This window comes from Tenacibaculum insulae (assembly GCF_964512435.1).
Classification (GTDB): Bacteria; Bacteroidota; Bacteroidia; order Flavobacteriales; family Flavobacteriaceae; genus Polaribacter; species Polaribacter insulae_A.
The window spans coordinates 1,551,917-1,573,234 of record NZ_OZ208512.1; the positions used below are offsets into that span (position 1 = coordinate 1,551,917).

At 33.6% G+C, this 21,318-nt stretch carries 9 protein-coding genes; 5 read left to right on the forward strand and 4 right to left on the reverse strand.

Annotated features, from left to right (window positions below; genetic code table 11):
* The first annotated feature begins 147 nt into the window (after positions 1-147).
* Positions 148-738, forward strand: coding sequence for a PhnA domain-containing protein (locus tag ACN5J5_RS07210; RefSeq protein WP_418644256.1), 591 nt, complete (start codon positions 148-150; stop codon positions 736-738).
* Positions 739-781: 43 nt separating this feature from the next.
* Here ACN5J5_RS07210 and ACN5J5_RS07215 read toward each other — a convergent pair whose 3' ends face one another.
* Positions 782-1,831 carry a nucleoid-associated protein gene (locus ACN5J5_RS07215; RefSeq protein ID WP_418644257.1) on the reverse strand — a complete coding sequence of 350 codons (1,050 nt, stop codon included), beginning with the start codon at positions 1,829-1,831 and terminating at the stop codon, positions 782-784.
* A gap of 33 nt (positions 1,832-1,864) precedes the next feature.
* Entirely contained in the window at positions 1,865-2,464 is a 600-nt protein-coding gene (locus ACN5J5_RS07220; protein WP_418644258.1) for a ribonuclease HII, read from the reverse strand.
* Positions 2,465-2,624: 160 nt separating this feature from the next.
* Here ACN5J5_RS07220 and ACN5J5_RS07225 point away from each other — a divergent pair, with 160 nt between their 5' ends.
* Together ACN5J5_RS07225 and ACN5J5_RS07230 are read left to right on the forward strand one after the other, a co-directional pair.
* Positions 2,625-4,592, forward strand: a complete 1,968-nt coding sequence (locus ACN5J5_RS07225) for a putative porin (protein ID WP_418644259.1) — start codon at positions 2,625-2,627, stop codon at positions 4,590-4,592.
* A gap of 35 nt (positions 4,593-4,627) precedes the next feature.
* Positions 4,628-4,882: a hypothetical protein gene (locus ACN5J5_RS07230; protein WP_418644260.1), complete on the forward strand. Its 255-nt coding sequence runs from the start codon at positions 4,628-4,630 to the stop codon at positions 4,880-4,882.
* On the opposite strand, the gene ACN5J5_RS07235 is transcribed toward ACN5J5_RS07230, so the two are convergent.
* On the reverse strand, positions 4,833-5,285 hold the full coding sequence (locus ACN5J5_RS07235; protein ID WP_418644261.1) for a GNAT family N-acetyltransferase: 453 nt from the start codon (positions 5,283-5,285) through the stop codon (positions 4,833-4,835). The two genes, ACN5J5_RS07230 and ACN5J5_RS07235, sit on opposite strands and share 50 nt — an antisense overlap.
* 34 nt (positions 5,286-5,319) lie before the next feature.
* A complete protein-coding gene (gene nhaC, locus ACN5J5_RS07240; protein ID WP_418644262.1) occupies positions 5,320-6,804 on the reverse strand; it encodes a Na+/H+ antiporter NhaC in 1,485 nt (494 codons plus the stop codon).
* A gap of 82 nt (positions 6,805-6,886) precedes the next feature.
* Between nhaC and ACN5J5_RS07245 the strand changes: the two genes are divergently transcribed.
* Entirely contained in the window at positions 6,887-7,909 is a 1,023-nt protein-coding gene (locus ACN5J5_RS07245; RefSeq protein ID WP_418644263.1) for a metal-dependent hydrolase, read from the forward strand.
* Between the two features lie 295 nt (positions 7,910-8,204).
* On the forward strand, positions 8,205-21,317 hold the full coding sequence (locus ACN5J5_RS07250; RefSeq protein WP_418644264.1) for a BspA family leucine-rich repeat surface protein: 13,113 nt from the start codon (positions 8,205-8,207) through the stop codon (positions 21,315-21,317).
* Position 21,318 lies beyond the last annotated feature (1 nt).

Below are 21,318 nucleotides of genomic sequence, written 5' to 3' on the forward strand. Positions count from 1 at the left end.
ATTATAAAAAAAACGAAAGACTATATCTTTCGTTTTTTTGTTTTAGTAATCAAGCTGTAAAATTATATTTGATATCTTTTTATGCTTTTAGAAAAGCATAAAATAAAGATGTATTTTTACAAATCTTAATATTAGCGTGAAATAAAAATGAGTTTATTACAAGATTTAGAAAAAAGAAGTGGAAGTCAATGTGAATTATGTGCTTCAAAAAATGATTTATCAATTTATGAAGTACCTCCAATGTCAGTTGGTGGAGTAGACGGAAGTTTATTAGCTTGTGCTACTTGTATTGAGCAAATTGAAGATACAGATAAAACGGATGCAAATCACTGGCGTTGTTTAAACGATAGCATGTGGAGTGAGTTTAGAGCTGTAAAAGTTGTTGCTTGGAGAATGTTATCGAGACTTCGTAAAGAAGGTTGGCCGCAAGATTTACTAGACATGTTGTATTTAGAAGATGATGATTTACGTTTTGCGAAAGAAAGCGGAGATCATTTAGATGAAAGTGAAAAAATAATTCACCGAGATGCAAACGGAGCTATTTTACAAGCAGGTGATTCTGTGGTGTTAATTAAAGATTTAAAAGTAAAAGGTTCTAGTATGGTTGCCAAACAAGGTACGGCGGTTCGTAGAATTTCTTTAGATCATGAAAACGCAAAATATATTGAGGGTAAAGTAGGACCTACTCAAATTGTAATTATTACCGATTACGTTAAGAAAATGGCAGAGAAGGAGTAAGAATTAAAAAAGGGAACGTTTTAAACGTTCCCTTTTTTAATTCTTATTTTTCGGTGTTGTAAAAAACTTTGTAATATTTCATTTTTTTATCCTCGTCATAGCCTTGTTCTAAATAGTCTGAAGAAGCATCGGGAGCATCTACGTCAATTTTAATTTGGATGTTAGTGTCGAGTTTTATTTCGGTTTTAAACTTGCTTTTTTCTTTCTTTAAAACAGCATCCGAAACTTCAAAATTATTACGAATTAAAACATCATTTAAATTTTCGAAATGTTTTTTATAATCTTCAAACATTCCTTTGTGTTTGTCTTCTTCAAAAATTTCTTCTTTAAATCCGTGATAGTCTACACTTTCATTTTCTTTAAAATAATCTACCGTGTTGGCTAAGAAATTACTTTGTTCTTGTTTACCAAATTCGGGTTTTATAATTTCTTCAGAAAAATCTTTACACATCTCTAAATAATTCTGAGTATGTAAATTACGATCGTCTGCAAATTTGGCGTTTAAGAAGTTTTTAATCCAATATTGTGCATCATAATTATTATTATCTACCGATAAAATTACGGTTCCTTCAGCATCCGAAGAATTTATAATTAAGCAACCTTTGTCTAGTTTTTTTGTTGAAATTCCTTTCTGAACCACCACATCAAAACTATCATCATCTAAATAAGTTTGAAGAAAATCAACTTTACTTTCAATTTTAAAAACTCCAACGGCTTCGGTTAAAATATCTTTATATTCAATACCTTCAAAATAAACAACCAATACATCTCCTGTTTTTATGTTTGCAGAATTTGATTGTTCGTATAAGTGATTTACAATGTTTTTAGAATGTTCGATAAACGTATTTTCATCCTCAAAAATATCAGAAGTATATTTATTTATTTCATTTAAACGAACATCTGCATGATGATTAAAACGATAACTTTGTGTTACTGTACCGAAGTTTTTTAATAAAAAAGGCATTAACAATTCGTAGCTTTCTTCATCAAAACGAACTAAACTTTCTGAGAAAGAGTTTTGACCACTGTTGTATTTATTCGCTACTTTATGAATAATACATTTGCTAATTTCGGCACGCGTTCTTTTAATCATCTTTTAAAATATTGGATGACAAAAATAGAAAAACTAAAGTTTTAATTTAAACTGTTCTGGAAGTAATTTAAACGTCTTACGATGATAGGGTGTTGCGCCAAATTCTCGAATAGCATTTCGGTGCTCTTTGGTGGGATATCCTTTGTTTTTTTTCCAATTATACTGCGGATGTTCTTCATGGATTTTTGCCATGTAATCATCTCTATATGTTTTTGCTAAAACAGATGCTGCAGCAATACTCATAAATTTAGCATCGCCTTTTACAATAGTTTCGTGCGGAATTTCTTTGTACGGTTTAAATTTATTACCATCAACAATAATAAACTCTGGTTGTGGTAAAAGTTGCGCAATAGCGCGTTGCATACCAATTATTGATGCTTGCAAAACGTTTATTTCGTCCACTTCTTTATGATCTACAAAAGTAACAGCGTAGGCGAGTGCATGTTTTTCGATATAAGGGCGTAATTCTTGGCGTTTTTTTTCTGAAAGTTGTTTAGAGTCGTTAAGTAATTCGTGCTGAAAATTTTCAGGTAAAATAACAGCTGCAGCTACTACAGGTCCCGATAAACATCCTCTACCGGCTTCATCAGTTCCAGCTTCTAATACGTGTCCGCTATAATTAAATTTCAACATGCTACAAATTAACAGTTTTCAATGAAATTAATAAAGAAGTGAGTTAATCTTTTTTAAAAATAAGTACACAAAATTAAATATAATAGGTAGATATACTTTAACAGAGGTTTATGTCGTTCTGGTCGTAGCAGTTTCGTTTAAATATTTTACTTTTGTTGCTATGAAAAATTACTTTTTATTATTTTTTTGCTTACTAAGTGTTCAGGTACTTTTTTCTCAAGAAAGAAAGTTGGCTAGAGGCGGATTTGTTGGTGGTGGTTTAGGAAGAGGTACTGTTAATATAGATTCTTTATCATCAGATGAAATTAATGTACAACTTAGTGGTAAAACAAAATATACAGATTATAAAATTATATCATCTAAAAATGATACAACGATTATTGATACTACACTTACATTAAAAAAACATTATAAATTTAATTTTTTAAGAAAGGATAATTTCGAATTATTGCCATTTCATAATCAAGGACAAACATTTAATAATTTAGGATATAGTTTTAAAGATATTTCTCAGTTTCCTGATATTGGTTTTAGAGCCAAACAATTTGGTTTTTTTGAAATTGATGATGTAAATTATTATCATGTACCAACACCAACAACCGAAGTTTTATACAGAACAGGATTAGAACAAGGGCAGGTTTTAGATATATTATTTACTACAAATTTTTCTAAAAGATTTAATGTTGGTATTGCTTATAAAGGACTTAGATCATTAGGGAAATATAGACGATCGCTAGCAAGTACTGGTAATTTTAGATTGAGTTTTAGGTATGAAAGTCCGAAAGGACAATATGCTATAAGAGGACAAGCCGTAAATCAAGACTTTTTTAATGAAGAAAACGGAGGATTAACGGATATAGCGTTAACAGCTTTTTTAAATGACGATCCTAATTTTAGTGGTAATAGAGGCAGGTTAGATGTTACCTTGCCAGATGCAGAAAATACATTAGAAGGAAAACGTTTGTTTTTTGAGCATACTTTTAAACTGTTATCAGCAAAAGATAGCTTACATCAAAAGGATTTTACAAATTTAAAAGTTGGGCATTCGTTTACAAGAGAATCTAAGTTTTATCGTTTTAATCAATCGGCAAGAACTCCTTTGGTTTTTGGAGATTCTAATTCGTCGGGAAATGTAAGTGACAGAGCCAATTTTTTATTATATAACAATGAAGTTTTTTTAGATTTTAATTCCAAATATATATTAGGTAATTTTAGAGTAAAAACAGGTTATACGACTTATAATTATGGTTATGAAAACTTACAAAATAACTTGGTTGGTATTACTAAAAATAAATTAAAAGGAGATGGAGTTTCCTTTGGTGCAAACTGGAAAGGGAGCATTAAAAATTTTCATATAAATGCATCAGGTAATTTAACTCCTGGTAGCGGAAGGCTTTCGGGAAATAATTTAAAAGCGGAAGCATTTTATAAAAAAGACAGTTTGTTTACTGTAAAAGCACAATTAGAAATTAGTAATAAACTACCTAATTTTAACTATTTATTACATCAGAGTAGTTATAATGATTACAACTGGGAAAATGATTTTACATCAGTAGGTACAAGAACTTTGGGTGGTGTTTTCGAATCTAAATGGGGTAATGCATCTGTAGATATTACAAATATTGATAATTATACTTATTTTGATGAAAATAGCTTACCGCAGCAGTTTTCAGAAAATGTAAATTATTTAAAAGCTAAAGTGTCAAAAGAATTTACCATGGGTAAGTTTGCTTTAGATAATACTTTAATGTATCAAAAAGTTGCGAATGGAGATTCTGTTTTTAGAGTGCCTGAATTTGTAACAAGAAATACGTTTTATTATTCGGATAATTGGTTTAAAGGAAATCCGTTATTTGTACAAATAGGAGCTACTTTTAATTACTTTTCTAAGTACAAAGCAAATGCTTATAATCCGCTATTAGCGGAATTTAGAATACAAAATGATACAGAAATTGGCTATCCTACAGTTGATTTGTTTTTTAACGGAAGAGTGCGCAGAACGCGTATTTATTTTAAGGCAGATAATGTGAGTTCTTTCTTTTTTAAGAAAAATTATTTATCGGCACCAAATACTCCGTATAGAGATTTTGTAATTCGTTTTGGTGTTGTTTGGAACTGGTTTATCTAGCCATAATATGGCAGATGAGTTATAATTAATATGACTTGAAGAGGCAACTAAAAAACAACTGGAAACTATTTTTAATAGCAAGTTTAACCTTAGGATTGGCACCTTTTAATCCGCCACATATTGTTGGTAAACTACAATGGATTATTGGAGGAAATGCATTTTTAGGAGAACAGGCGATGCGTTTTAAAGACATTTTTGATGTGTTTTTACACGGAACACCTTGGGTGTTTTTGGTAGTGTCTATCTTGTTAAATCTTTCTGCATTATTGGTAAAAACCGATTCGGAATAGTACTTTCTTTTTTATCAATAATTTTAAATCCTTGACTTTTATAAAAAGCAATTGCATTTGGGTCTGCTAATAGTGTTATTGTGTTAGTATTTAACCTTTGTGATTCTTTAAAAGCATGTAATAATAATTTTTTGCCAATCCCTTTTCCTATAAATTCAGGAAGAATAAATAACATTTCTAATTCAATATTATTTTCTTTTGATTGATTTAAAATATAAAACCCTGCAATTTTATTGTTTTGAATAAATTTATAAACCATTGCTTCTTCTATCATTTTTAAAGTAACAGTTAAATCAGTCCGCCAACTTTCTATTAACTCGTTAGAGTATCCCCAATGTGCTTTTGATATTAAAGCAATATTGGTAAGTAAATCAACATCTTTTATGGTGGCTTTTGTAATCATAAAAAAAGCCTCACTATTAAAGTGAGGCCTGTTATTATTTTTTAGTGATTTCTCTAATTTTAATTCTAAAAGCAGCAAATAATAAAGTCATAAACGGACTCATCCAGTTAAACATAGCATAAAAAGCGTAATCTATAACTGGCACTCCTAATACGCCAGAGTGATAAGCTCCACAAGTATTCCAAGGAATTAATACAGAGGTTACTGTACCAGAATCTTCAAGAGTTCTACTTAAATTTTCGGGAGCTAAACCTTTATCCTTATATGCTTTTGCGTACATTTTACCAGGTACTACAATGGCTAAATATTGATCGGAAGCAGTAAAGTTTAAACCAACACAAGTTGTTACTGTACTTGCAAATAAGCCAAATACAGAATCGAATAGTCCTAACATAAAACTACTAATTCTTGCCAATGCTCCGATGGCATCCATAACTCCACCAAAAACCATAGCTAATAGTATTAACCAAACAGTACCTAGCATTTTTTTCATACCACCAGCGGTAAATAAATCTTTTAAAATTTCATTATCTGTAGCAACAGAAGTTTCAACAGTTATGGCTTGCATTACACCTTTATAAGCTGAGGTGAAATCTAAATTTTTTACACCAGCAACTTGTGCAACAACATGGGGTTGAAAGATTAATGCAAAAATTCCGCCTAAAATTGTTCCTGCTAATAAAGCAATTAATGGAGGAGTCTTTTTTATAATTAAAACAATTACTAATATTGGAACTAAAAATAGCCAAGGAGAAATATTAAAAGCTTTGTCTATATCCGTTAATAAGTTTTGAGTATTTGCTTCTCCGGTAGCTGTTTGGGTAAATCCTAAAATGATAAAAAAGATCATGGTTACAACAAATGTGGGAACCGTTGTGTATGACATATAACGAATATGAGTAAACAAATCGGTACCAGCCATAGCAGGAGCTAGGTTTGTTGTGTCAGACATTGGAGACATTTTATCACCAAAATAAGCGCCAGATAAAACAGCACCAGCTGTCATTCCTAATGAGATTCCTAAAGCTTCTCCAATTCCTATTAAAGCAATACCTACAGTTGCAGAAGTTGTCCAAGAACTACCAGTAGCAATAGAAATTACAGCACAAATAATTAAACAAGCTACTAAGAATATTGTTGGATTTAAAATTTGTAATCCATAGTAAATCATAGAGGGAATAATACCACTTATTAACCAAGTTCCCGCTAAAGAACCAACCATTAAAAGAATTAAAATAGCACCAGCTGTAGATTTTATATTCTCAGCAACTTCTTCCATCATTCTTTCGTAAGAAACCTTGTTTTTAAATCCTACAATAGCTGCAACAGCACCTCCTAATAATAAAATAAATTGATTACTACCACTTAAAGCATCATCACCATAAACAAAAACATTATAGGCTAACATAGCAATTAAAGCAAGTACAGGAATTAAAGCTTCCCATATATTTAATTCACTATTTTTAATTATTTTTTGATCTTCTATTTTTATTTCAGATATATTTTTACCGTCTTGCATTGTATCGTATTTTTTCGGATTGTAATGTTACGATTTTGAATAGAATTACACAAGTAGAATCAATTGAGTACTTTTGTCGGCTATGGATTCATTAACTCAAATTGTTTTAGGTGCTGCTTGTGGCGAATTAGTACTTGGTAAAAGAATAGGTAACAAAGCATTATTGTTTGGTGCCATTGGTGGCACAATACCCGATTTAGATGTTTTTATAGGCGGATGGTTGTACGGAAATGAAATTGATGCCATGGCTTTTCATAGAGGTTTTATGCATTCTATTTTGTTTGCTTTTTTAGGTTCTTTTTTCTTCGGATGGATAACTTTTAAACTGTATAATAAAGGAAAACGAGTAGAAACTACAACTTTAAAAAATTGGATTTGGCTGTATTTTTTAGCCATATTTACGCATCCAATTTTAGATAGTTTTACACCTTACGGAACGCAGTTGTTTTTACCTTTTTCTAATTATCGAGTTGCGTTTAATAATATTTCGGTGGTAGATCCTTTATATACATTGCCGTTTTTAGTTTGTTTAATCGTAGCCATGTTTTATAATCGAAAACGAACCAGAAGAGCAACTTGGGTAAAAGCGGGTGTTTATATTAGTTCTGCCTATATGTTATTTACGCTTGGTAATAAGATTTATGTAGATACTGTTTTTAAAGATTCTTTTGATAAAGCAGGAGTTACTTATAGCAGATATTCTACCCAACCAACAATTTTTAATAATGTTTTATGGTATGGCGTTGCCGAAACTGAAAAAGAATATAAAGTCGGTTTTTATTCGCTATTTGATAAAAAAAGAAGTGTGGATACAATCTTAACAATTCCCAAAAATCGGAAATTGTTAGATGTAAATCATCCAGATATAAAAACACTTATTTGGTTTAGCAACGGATATTATAATTTGGCTCCGATGGATTCATCAAAAAATATTCAATATTTAGATTTGCGTTACCCTTTATTAAATCCAACAAAAGCAACTACTTCAATGTTTCGTTTCGAGTTAAAAGAAGATGGTAATCGTTGGGATATGGTTCCGTTTTCGGGAAATCGACCATCAAAAGAAGATTTAAACGAGTTTTTTAAGCGTTTTTCAGGAAAGTAATTAGTTGCGTTTATAAATAACACAAAAGCACCAAATACCATATTATCGTATTTGGTATTTGGTGTTTTTTAGTAATTCTATCGCTTTATCCCTGTTTTCAGGGATAACAATTTTACCTTTTACAAGGGATAATAATCACACTTGATACTTATAATTTTGTCTTATAACAAATAACAAAAATGTTATGTGTTAATGGTTTGCTGTTTTTATTAAACAAATACATCTAAAATTAAACACTAAAATACTTAGTCGTATAAGTGTAATGTTATAAACAATATAAAAGATTCTCCTAAACATGAAAGCTATAGTTACCATTATTCTGTGCTTTTTTACCTACACAATTTCTGCTCAAAACTTTATTACTACTTGGAAAACAGATAATCCAGGAACTTCATCAGCAACCTCAATCACAATTCCTACAACAAGTAGTGGGTATAATTACGATGTAGATTGGGATAATGATGGGGTTTTTGACGAGTTAGGAATTAACGGATCTATTACGCACGATTTTTTAACCGCAGGAACGTACACCATACAAATTAGAGGAAGCTTTCCTCGTATTTATTTTGATAATAAAGACGATAAAGAAAAATTACTTTCTGTTGATCAATGGGGAAGTGGAAAGTGGACTTCTATGGAAAGAGCTTTTTATGGATGTAAAAATTTAGAGGTAAATGCAGCTGATGTACCAGATTTGTCTATGGCAACAAGTATGAAATATATGTTTTCTGGAGCAGCAAGCCTTAATCAGAGCCTTAATAGTTGGGATGTTAGTACAATAACAGACATGAGTGGTTTGTTTTCATCAACTACAATTTTTAATCAAGACCTCTCTAGTTGGGATGTGAGTAATGTGGTAGATATGAGATCAATGTTTTCGTCATCAAAAGCCTTTAATCAAGATATTTCTGGTTGGAATGTTGGTAATGTTACCAATATGTCAGGCATGTTTTCATCTACAGCAGTTTTTAATCAACCTATTGGGGTTTGGAATGTTGGAAGTGTAACAGATATGAGGTCAATGTTTTCATCATCAAAAGCTTTTAATCAAGATATTTCATCATGGAATACGAGTAAGGTAACCAACTTGAGTTGGATGTTTTATTTCTCTGAAGCATTTAGCGGAGATATTAACAGTTGGGATGTTAGTAATGTTACAAATATGGGATACATGTTTTCTTATTGTTCTTATAATCAACCTATAGGTAATTGGAATACATCAAAAGTAAAAACAATGAAATCTATGTTTTTTCAAAACACTGTATTCAATCAAGATGTAGGTTTATGGGATGTAGGCTCAGTAACAGATATGAATTCTATGTTTTGGGGCGCAAAAGCTTTTAATCAAGATATTTCTGGATGGAATGTAAGTAATGTTACCAATATGGGCGTAATGTTAGCTTGGGCAAAAGACTTTAATTCTGATATTAGTGGTTGGGATGTAAGTAAGGTAATCAACATGAATAGTATGTTTGATGGGGTAACAGCCTTTAATCAACCTATTGGTTTATGGGATACTTCATCAGTAGTAAACATAGCAAATATGTTTCATAGCGCAACTTCATTTAATCAAGATTTAAGTAATTGGGATGTTAGTAACGTAACCAATATGATGGGGGTGTTTTGGAATGCAACAGCATTTAATGGAAATATAACAAATTGGGATGTTAGTAAAGTAACACAAATGCCAAGGATGTTTCAAAAAGCAACCGTATTTAATCAAGACATAAGTGGTTGGAATGTAGCTTCAGTTACTTCGATGGAAGATATGTTTAGAGAAGCAACCATTTTTAATCAAAATATTAGTGGTTGGAATGTAAGTTCGGTAACAACTATGGAAAGTATGTTTAGGTATACCGATTTATTTAATCAAGATATAAGTAGTTGGGATGTAACATCTGTTACCAACATGGAAAGCATGTTTGAAAAAGCAATTGTGTTTGATCAAAATTTAGGAAGTTGGAACGTAACGAATGTAACTAACATGAATCGCATGTTTAGCTATATGAAACTATCCACCACAAACTATGATGCTTTATTAAACGGATGGAACGCACAAGTATTACAACCCAATGTTGTTTTTAGTGGTGGGAATAGTACCTATTGTACAGCACAGTCAGCAAGAGACAACATAACAAGTACAGATAATTGGACAATTACTGATGGCGGATTAGCATGTGCTTTAAGTACTACGGATTTTGTAACTACTTGGAAAACGGATAATTCAGGGACTTCGTCAGCAACTTCAATAACAATTCCAACAACAGGTGGTGTGTATAATTACGATGTAGATTGGGATAATGATGGAATTTTTGATGAAACAGGAATTACAGGGTCGGTTACCCACGATTTTTTAACCGCAGGAACTTATACTATACGAATTAGAGGAGATTTTCCACGTATTTATTTTAATAACACAGGCGATAAAGAAAAAATACTTTCAGTTGATCAATGGGGAGATAATCAATGGGCTTCAATGGAAAAGGCTTTTTTTGGATGTAAAAAATTAGAAATAAATGCACCAGATTCACCAGATTTATCGACAGCAACAAGTATGAAGTTAATGTTTTATGGAGCAGAAAACTTTAATCAAGACATTGGTAATTGGGATGTTAGTACAATAACGGATATGGGTGAGTTATTTGCAAAAGCAACTATTTTTAATCAAGATATAAGCTCATGGGATGTTTCTTCAGTTACGTCATTAAACTATATGTTTTATGAAGCAAGTAGTTTTAATAAAAACCTTAATAATTGGAATGTAAGCAATGTGAGTGTGATGAGTGGTGTTTTTGAAAAAGCAACTTCCTTTAATGGAGATATTTCAGGTTGGGATGTTTCCTCTGTAACCACGATGTATAGAATGTTTTACGATGCGGATGTTTTTAATCAGGATATAAGTAATTGGGATGTTTCTTCTGTAGAAACGATGAAATATATGTTTTTTTCAGCATCAGTTTTTAATCAAGACATTGGTAATTGGAATGTTTCTAAGATAACCAATATGGAAAAAATGTTCATGTATGCATCAGTTTTTAACCAAGATATTGGTAGTTGGGATGTCTCTAAGGTTACTACTATGCGAGGAATGTTTTATTACACAAATACATTTAATCAAGATATTAGTAGCTGGGATGTTTCTAAAGTAACCGATATGTATCGGATGTTTATAGCAGTAAATTCCTTTAATCAAGATATAAGTAATTGGGATGTTTCTAGTGTTATCACTATGGAAGGAATGTTCATGTTTGCTAATTCATTTAATCAAGACATTGGTAATTGGAATGTTTCTAATGTTACTTCTATGAAAGAAATGTTTAAGTATGCAACTTCTTTTGATCAAAATATTGGTAGCTGGAATGTTTCTAATGTGAGTAACATGGTAGATATGTTTAAAGATGCAAAATTATCAACCACAAACTACGATGCATTATTAAACGGATGGAATGCACAAGTATTACAACCAAATGTTGTTTTTCATGGAGGTAATAGTACTTATTGTTCGGGAAAAACAGCAAGAAATGATATGACCAGTACAGATAATTGGACAATTACTGATAATGGATTGGCATGTACATTAACCACTACGGATTTTGTAACCACTTGGAAAACCGATAATCCAGGGAGTTCTTCAGCAACTTCAATAACAATTCCAACACATAGTAGTACAACATATAATTACGATGTAGATTGGGATAATGATGGAATTTTTGATGAATTTGGAATTACAGGATCAGTTACCCACGATTTTTTAACCACAGGAACGTACACTATACGAATTAAAGGAACTTTTCCACGTATTTATTTTATCAATTCTGGCGATAAAGAAAAAATACTTTCGGTTGATCAATGGGGAAATAACCAATGGACTTCAATGGAAGCAGCATTTAAAGGATGTAAAAACTTAGCAATAAATGCATCCGATTCACCCGATTTATCGATAATGACAAACATGAGAGAAATGTTTTGGGGAGCAAGTTCTTTAAACCAAGATATTAGTGGTTGGGATGTTTCTAATATAGAAAATATGACCTCGCTGTTTGCCATAGCAAGTTCTTTTAATCAAAATATTAGTAGTTGGGATGTGTCTAACGTAACCAGTATGGGATGGATGTTTTCATCAGCAAAAGCATTTAATCAAGATATTAGTAGTTGGGATGTATCAAAGGTAAAATGGATGCAATGGATGTTTGCCTCAACAGATGCTTTTAATCAAGATATTAGTAGTTGGGATGTGTCTAATGTAGAACTGATGAGTTTTATGTTTTGGAAATCAACCTCTTTTAATCAAAATATCAGTGCTTGGAATGTGTCTAAAGTAAAAACAATGAGATCTATGTTTGAAGGGGCAATATTTAATGAAAATATAAGCCTTTGGGATGTCTCAAAAGTTACTGATATGAGCTTGATGTTTAAGCAAAATAACTTCTTCAATCAAAATATTGGTAATTGGAATGTTGCTAACGTTACCAATATGAAAGAAATGTTTTCTAGAGCAAGGGCTTTTAATCAAGATATTGGTAGTTGGGATGTTTCTAATGTAACGAATATGAGTTACATGTTTAATTACGCTGTAGATTTTAATCAAGATATAAGTGGTTGGGATGTTTTTAATGTAACAAACATGAGCTATATGTTTAATGATGCTTTAACTTTTGATCAAAATATTGGTGGTTGGAATGTTTCTAAAGTTATTAATATGACAGAAATGTTTAGAAATGTAGAACTTTCAACAGCAAACTACGATGCATTATTAAACGGATGGAATGCACAAACATTACAACCAAATGTTGTTTTTCATGGAGGTAATAGTACTTATTGTTCGGGAAAAACAGCAAGAAATAATATGACCAGTACAGATAATTGGACAATTACTGATAATGGATTGGCATGTACATTAACCACTACGGATTTTGTAACCACTTGGAAAACGGATAATCCAGGAGCTTCCTCAGCAACTTCAATAACAATTCCAACAACAGGTGGTGTGTATAATTACGATGTAGATTGGGATAATGATGGAATATTTGATGAATTTGGAATTACAGGATCAGTTACCCACGATTTTTTAACTGCTGGAACTTATACTATACGAATTAAAGGAACTTTTCCACGTATTTACTTTAATAATACAGGTGATAAAGAAAAAATACTTTCGGTTGATCAATGGGGAAATAACCAATGGACTTCAATGGGTAAGGCGTTTAGAGGGTGTAAAAATATAGAAGTTAATGCTATAGATAAACCAGATTTAACGAACGCAACTGACATGAATAATATGTTTTTTGGTGCTAGTAGTTTAAATCAAGATATCAGTGGCTGGGATGTTAGTACTATTACTAACATGCAAGCAGTATTCGCATCAGCAACAGCATTCAATCAAAATATCAGCACTTGGGATGTGTCTAATGTAACTGATATGTATTGGATGTTTGCATCAGCAACAGCATTTAATCAGGATATCGGTAGTTGGAATGTGTCTAGTGTCACTAATATGGAAGGGATGTTTTGGGGAGCAACAGCATTTAATCAAGATATTGGTAGTTGGAACGTATCTAAAGTGTCAAGCATGAGAGTAATGTTTTCTCAAGCTCCTTTGTTTAATCAGGATTTGAGTAGTTGGAATGTTTCAAATGTTACTAATATGGACGCAATGTTTAGGTTAGTAACAGCATTTAATCAAGATTTGAGTAGTTGGGATGTAGGTGCCGTAACGGATATGCAACAAATGTTTAGAGGAGCAACATTGTTTGATCAAGATATTAGTGGATGGAATGTAGCAAATGTTACTACCATGGAAAACATGTTTAAAGACGCAAAATTATCAACTACAAATTATGATGCTTTATTAAATGGCTGGAATGCACAAATATTACAATCGAATGTTGTTTTTGATGGAGGAAATAGTACCTATTGTTTAGGTGAAGCAGCAAGAGTAACAATGATAAATTCTGATAATTGGACAATTACCGATGGTGGATTAGAAGCATTAGCTTGTACATTAAATACTACAGATTTTGTAACTACTTGGAAAACGGATAATCCAGGAACATCATCAACAACCTCAATAACAATTCCAACACACGGTACTACAACCTATAATTATGATGTAGATTGGGATAATGATGGAACTTTTGATGAGTTAGGAATTACAGGGACAGCTACCCACGATTTTTTAACAGCAGGAACTTATACTATACGAATTAGAGGAACTTTTCCACATGTTTATTTTAACAATACAGGCGATAAAGAAAAAATACTTTCGGTTGACCAATGGGGAAATAACCAGTGGACTTCAATGAGAAGTGCATTTAAAGGATGTAAAAATATAGAAATTAATGCAATAGATAAACCAGATTTAGCGAATGTAACAGATATGTATAGTATGTTTCATACAGCAACTTCCTTTAATCAAGATATTGGTAGTTGGGATGTGTCTAATGTAACTAACATGGAGTGGATGTTTTATAAGGCAACTTCCTTTAATCAAGATATTGGTAGTTGGGATGTGTCTAATGTAACAAGTATGGTAGAAATGTTTTATAATGTACCTTCCTTTAATCAAAATATTGGTAGTTGGAATGTTTCTAGTGTAACGTTTATGAGGGGGATTTTTTGGGGAGCTAGTTCTTTTAATCAAGATATTAGTAGTTGGGATGTTTCTAATGTAACCAATATGGAGTATGTGTTTGCTGGTGCTACTCAATTTAACAAAAATGTTAATAATTGGAATGTATCTGGTGTAACGAATATGACAAAAATGTTTGTAATGGCAACTTCCTTTAATCAAGATATTGGTAGTTGGGATGTGTCTAATGTAACAGATATGAGTTATATGTTTCAAGGAGCAACAGCCTTTAATCAAGATATTAGTAGTTGGAATGTGGCTAACGTAACTACTACGGCGGGGATGTTTCATACAGCAACTTCCTTTAATCATAATATAGGTAGTTGGGATGTTTCTAATGTTACGAATATGTCGTGGATGTTTAGAGAAGCTAGTTCTTTTAATCAAGATATTGGAGAGTGGAATGTAGGTTTAGTAACCGATATGGCCTCTATGTTTAGAAAAGCAACTTCCTTTAATCAAGATATTGGTAGTTGGGATGTTTCTAATGTAACGAAAATGGGATGGATGTTTTCAGAAGCTAGTTCTTTTAATCAAGATATTGGAAACTGGAATGTAGGTTTAGTAACCGATATGCCCAATATGTTTGAAAAAGCAACTGTTTTTGATCAAAATATTGGAAACTGGAATGTTTCTAATGTTACCTATATGGCAACTATGTTTAAAGACGCAAAACTATCAACCACAAATTATGATGCTTTATTAAGTGGATGGAATGCACAGTTATTAAAGACAAGTGTTGTTTTTCATGGAGGAAATAGTACCTATTGTTTAGGTGAAGCAGCAAGAGCAATAATGATCGGTTCTGATAGTTGGATAATTACTGATGCTGGTAAAAATTGTGGAATAATACCATCGTGTGCGATATTAAACAATCCTTCGGATGGGGCAATAGATGTGTCGGTAACGAGTAATTTAAGTTGGTCATCGGTAGCAACGTCAACAGGCTATAAAGTTAGTGTCGGAACGAGTTCAGGTGCAACGGATGTTGTAAATAATGAAGATGTAGGTAATGTATTGACTTACAGTCCATCGACAGATTTCTTATCAAACACGACGTATTATGTAACCATAATCGCTTACAATTCCGCAGGCGACGCAACAGGTTGTGTAGAAACAAGTTTTACAACAGAAACGGTAGTTGTAGCGCCATCATGTGCGGTATTAAACAATCCTTCGGATGGCGCTACAGATATATCCGTAAACGCAAATTTAAGTTGGTTATCAATAGCAACGGCAACAGGCTATAAAGTTAGTGTCGGAACGAGTTCAGGCGCAACCGATGTTGTAAATAACGAAGATGTAGGTAATGTTTTAAGTTACAATCCATCGATAGACTTCTTATCAAACACGACGTATTATGTAACAATCACCGCTTACAATTCCGCAGGCGATGCCACAGGTTGTTCAGAAGCAAGTTTTACCACAGAAACGGTAGTTGTAGCGCCATCATGTACGATATTAAACAGTCCTTCGGATGGAACAACAGATGTATCAGTAAGTACAAATTTAAGTTGGTCATCAATAGCAATGGCAACAGGCTATAAAATTAGTATCGGAACAAGTTCGGGCGCAACCGATGTTGTCAATAATGAAGATGTAGGTAATGTATTGACTTATAGTACAATGACAGATTTCTTATCCAACACAACGTATTATGTAACGATAACCGCATACAATTCCGCAGGCGATGCAACAGGTTGTTCAGAAACAAGTTTTACCACAGAAACGGTAGTTGTAATACCATCGTGTGCGGTATTAAACAGTCCTTCGGATGGAACAACAGATGTATCAGTAAGTACAAATTTAAGTTGGTTATCAATAGCAACGGCAACAGGCTATAAAATTAGTATCGGAACAAGTTTGGGCGCAACCGATGTTGTCAATAATGAAGATGTAGGTAATGTATTGACTTATAGTACAATGACAGATTTCTTATCCAACACAACGTATTATGTAACGATAACCGCATACAATTCCGCAGGCGATGCTACAGGTTGTTCAGAAACAAGTTTTACCACAGAAACAGTGGTTGTGATTCCATCGTGTGCGGTATTAAACAGTCCTTCGGATGGAGCAACAGATGTATCAGTAAGTACAAATTTAAGTTGGTCATCAATAGCAACGTCAACAGGCTATAAAGTTAGTATCGGAACAAGTTCGGGCGCAACCGATGTTGTAAATAATGAAGATGTAGGTAATGTATTGACTTACAATCCAACGATAGATTTCTTATCCAACACGACGTATTATGTAACCATCACCGCATACAATTCCGCAGGCGATGCAACAGGTTGTTCAGAAACAAGTTTTACCACAGAAACAGTGGTTGTGATTCCATCGTGTGCGGTATTAAACAGTCCTTCGGATGGAACAACAGATGTATCAGTAAGTACAAATTTAAGTTGGTCATCAATAGCAATGGCAACAGGCTATAAAATTAGTATCGGAACTAGTTCGGGCGCAACGGATGTTGTCAATAATGAAGATGTAGGTAATGTATTGACTTACAATCCAACAACAGATTTCTTATCAAACACTACTTATTACGTAACAATAACGGCTTATAACACGGCAGGCGATGCAACAGGTTGTTTAGAAACAAGTTTTACAACAGAAACAGTAGTTGTAATACCATCGTGTACGGAGGTAACCACACCATCAAACGGAACAACAGATGTATCAGTAAGTACAAATTTAAGTTGGTCATCAATAGCCACGGCAACAGGTTATAAAGTTAGTGTCGGAACGAGTTCGGGTGCAACGGATGTTGTAAATGACGAAGATGTAGGTAATGTTTTAAGTTACAATCCATCGATAGATTTCTTATCCAACACGACGTATTATGTAACAATCATCGCTTATAATTCAGCAGGCGATGCAACAGGTTGTTCAGAAACAAGCTTTACAACAGAAACGGTAGTTGTAGCGCCATCATGTACGATATTAAACAGCCCTTCGGATGGAGCAACAGATGTATCAGTAAGTACAAATTTAAGTTGGTTATCAATAGCAACGGCAACAGGCTATAAAATTAGTATCGGAACAAGTTCGGGCGCAACGGATGTTGTCAATAATGAAGATGTTGGTAATGTATTGATTTACAATCCAACGACAGATTTCTTATCAAACACGACGTATTATGTAACGATAACCGCATACAATTCAGCAGGCGACGCAACAGGTTGTTCAGAAACAAGTTTTACAACAGAAACAGTTGTTGTAATACCATCGTGTGCGGTATTAAACAATCCTTCGGATGGAACAACAGATGTATCAGTAAGTACAAATTTAAGTTGGTCATCAATAGCAACGGCAACAGGCTATAAAGTTAGTGTTGGTACAAGTTCGGGCGCAACCGATGTTGTCAATAATGAAGATGTAGGTAATGTATTGATTTACAATCCAACGACAGATTTCTTATCAAACACGACTTATTATGTAACCATAATTGCTTATAATTCAGCAGGCAATGCAACAGGTTGTGTGGAAACAAGTTTTACCACAGAAACGGTAGTTGTAATACCATCGTGTGCGATATTAAATAATCCTTCGGATGGAACAACAGATGTATCCGTAAGTACAAATTTAAGTTGGTCATCAATAGCAACGGCAACAGGCTATAAAGTTAGTATCGGAACAAGTTCGGGCGCAACCGATGTTGTAAATAATGAAGATGTAGGTAATGTATTGACTTACAATCCAACGATAGATTTCTTATCCAACACGACGTATTATGTAACCATCACCGCATACAATTCCGCAGGCGATGCAACAGGTTGTTCAGAAACAAGTTTTACCACAGAAACAGTGGTTGTGATTCCATCGTGTGCGGTATTAAACAGTCCTTCGGATGGAACAACAGATGTATCAGTAAGTACAAATTTAAGTTGGTCATCAATAGCAATGGCAACAGGCTATAAAATTAGTATCGGAACTAGTTCGGGCGCAACGGATGTTGTCAATAATGAAGATGTAGGTAATGTATTGACTTACAATCCAACAACAGATTTCTTATCAAACACTACTTATTACGTAACAATAACGGCTTATAACACGGCAGGCGATGCAACAGGTTGTTTAGAAACAAGTTTTACAACAGAAACAGTAGTTGTAATACCATCGTGTACGGAGGTAACCACACCATCAAACGGAACAACAGATGTATCAGTAAGTACAAATTTAAGTTGGTCATCAATAGCCACGGCAGCAGGTTATAAAGTTAGTGTCGGAACGAGTTCGGGTGCAACGGATGTTGTAAATGACGAAGATGTAGGTAATGTTTTAAGTTACAATCCATCGATAGATTTCTTATCCAACACGACGTATTATGTAACAATCATCGCTTATAATTCAGCAGGCGATGCAACAGGTTGTTCAGAAACAAGCTTTACAACAGAAACGGTAGTTGTAGCGCCATCATGTACGATATTAAACAGCCCTTCGGATGGAGCAACAGATGTATCAGTAAGTACAAATTTAAGTTGGTTATCAATAGCAACGGCAACAGGCTATAAAATTAGTATCGGAACAAGTTCGGGCGCAACGGATGTTGTCAATAATGAAGATGTTGGTAATGTATTGACTTACAATCCATCAATAGATTTCTTATCAAACACGACTTATTATGTAACCATAATTGCTTATAATTCAGCAGGCAATGCAACAGGTTGTGTGGAAACAAGTTTTACCACAGAAACGGTAGTTGTAATACCATCGTGTGCGATATTAAACAGTCCTTCGGATGGAACAACAGATGTATCAGTAAGTACAAATTTAAGTTGGTTATCAATAGCAACGGCAACAGGCTATAAAATTAGTATCGGAACAAGTTTGGGCGCAACCGATGTTGTCAATAATGAAGATGTAGGTAATGTATTGACTTATAGTACAATGACAGATTTCTTATCCAACACAACGTATTATGTAACGATAACCGCATACAATTCCGCAGGCGATGCAACAGGTTGTTCAGAAACAAGTTTTACCACAGAAACGGTAGTTGTAATACCATCGTGTGCGGTATTAAACAGTCCTTCGGATGGAACAACAGATGTATCAGTAAGTACAAATTTAAGTTGGTTATCAATAGCAACGGCAACAGGCTATAAAATTAGTATCGGAACAAGTTTGGGCGCAACCGATGTTGTCAATAATGAAGATGTAGGTAATGTATTGACTTACAGTATAATGACAGATTTCTTATCCAGCACAACGTATTATGTAACGATAACCGCATACAATTCCGCAGGCGATGCAACAGGTTGTTCAGAAACAAGTTTTACCACAGAAACGGTAGTTGTAATACCATCGTGTGCGATATTAAACAGTCCTTCGGATGGAACAACAGATGTATCAGTAAGTACAAATTTAAGTTGGTCATCAATAGCAACGGCAACAGGCTATAAAATTAGTATCGGAACTAGTTCGGGCGCAACCGATGTTGTAAATAACGAAGATGTAGGTAATGTATTGACTTACAATCCAACGATAGATTTCTTATCCAACACGACGTATTATGTAACAATCACCGCTTACAATTCCGCAGGCGATGCCACAGGTTGTTCAGAAGCAAGTTTTAGAACAGAAACGGTAGTTGTAATACCATCGTGTACGATATTAAATAATCCTTCGGATGGAACAACAGATATATCCGTAAACGCAAATTTAAGTTGGTCATCGGTAGCAACAGTAACAGGTTATAAAGTTAGTATTGGTACAATTTCGGGCGCAACCGATGTTGTAAATAATGAAGATGTTGGTAATGTTTTAAGTTACAATCCAACGACAGATTTCTTATCAAACACAACTTATTATGTAACAATCACCGCTTACAATTCAGCAGGCGATGCAACAGGTTGTTCAGAAACAAGTTTTACCACAGAAACGGTAGTTGTAATACCATCGTGTGCGATATTAAACAGTCCTTCGGATGGAACAACAGATGTATCAGTAAGTACAAATTTAAGTTGGTTATCAATAGCAACGGCAACAGGCTATAAAATTAGTATCGGAACAAGTTTGGGCGCAACCGATGTTGTCAATAATGAAGATGTAGGTAATGTATTGACTTACAATCCAATGATAGATTTCTTATCAAACACAACTTATTACGTAACCATCACCGCTTACAATTCCGCAGGTGATGCAACAGGTTGTTCAGAAACAAGTTTTGTCACAGAAACGGTAGTTGTAGCGCCATCATGTACGATATTAAACAGTCCTTCGGATGAGGCAATAGATGTGTCAGTAAGTACAAATTTAAGTTGGTCGTCAATAGCAACGGCAACAGGTTATAAAGTTAGTATCGGAACGAGTTCGGGTGCAACGGATGTTGTAAATAACGAAGATGTAGGTAATGTATTAACTTACAATCCATCGACAGATTTCTTATCAAACACTACTTATTACGTAACAATCACCGCTTACAATTCCGCAGGCGATGCAATAGGTTGTGTAGAAACAAGTTTTACGACAGAAACGAGAGGGGAAATACAACAAGGTTTTTCGCCAGACGGAGATGGAATAAATGAATATTGGGAAATTAAAGGAATAGAGCAATACCCTAAAAATACTGTTAGTATTTACAATCGTTGGGGAGATATTGTATATCAGATTAATGGTTACGACAATGTTTTAAAGGTATTTAGAGGCGAAGCAAATAAGAAAAAAGCAATGGGAGCGGGCGTGCTACCTTCAGGAACATATTTCTATAATATTCAAATTACAGGAAATCACAACTTTAAGAAGTTAAAAGGATTTTTGATTTTAAAACGATAAT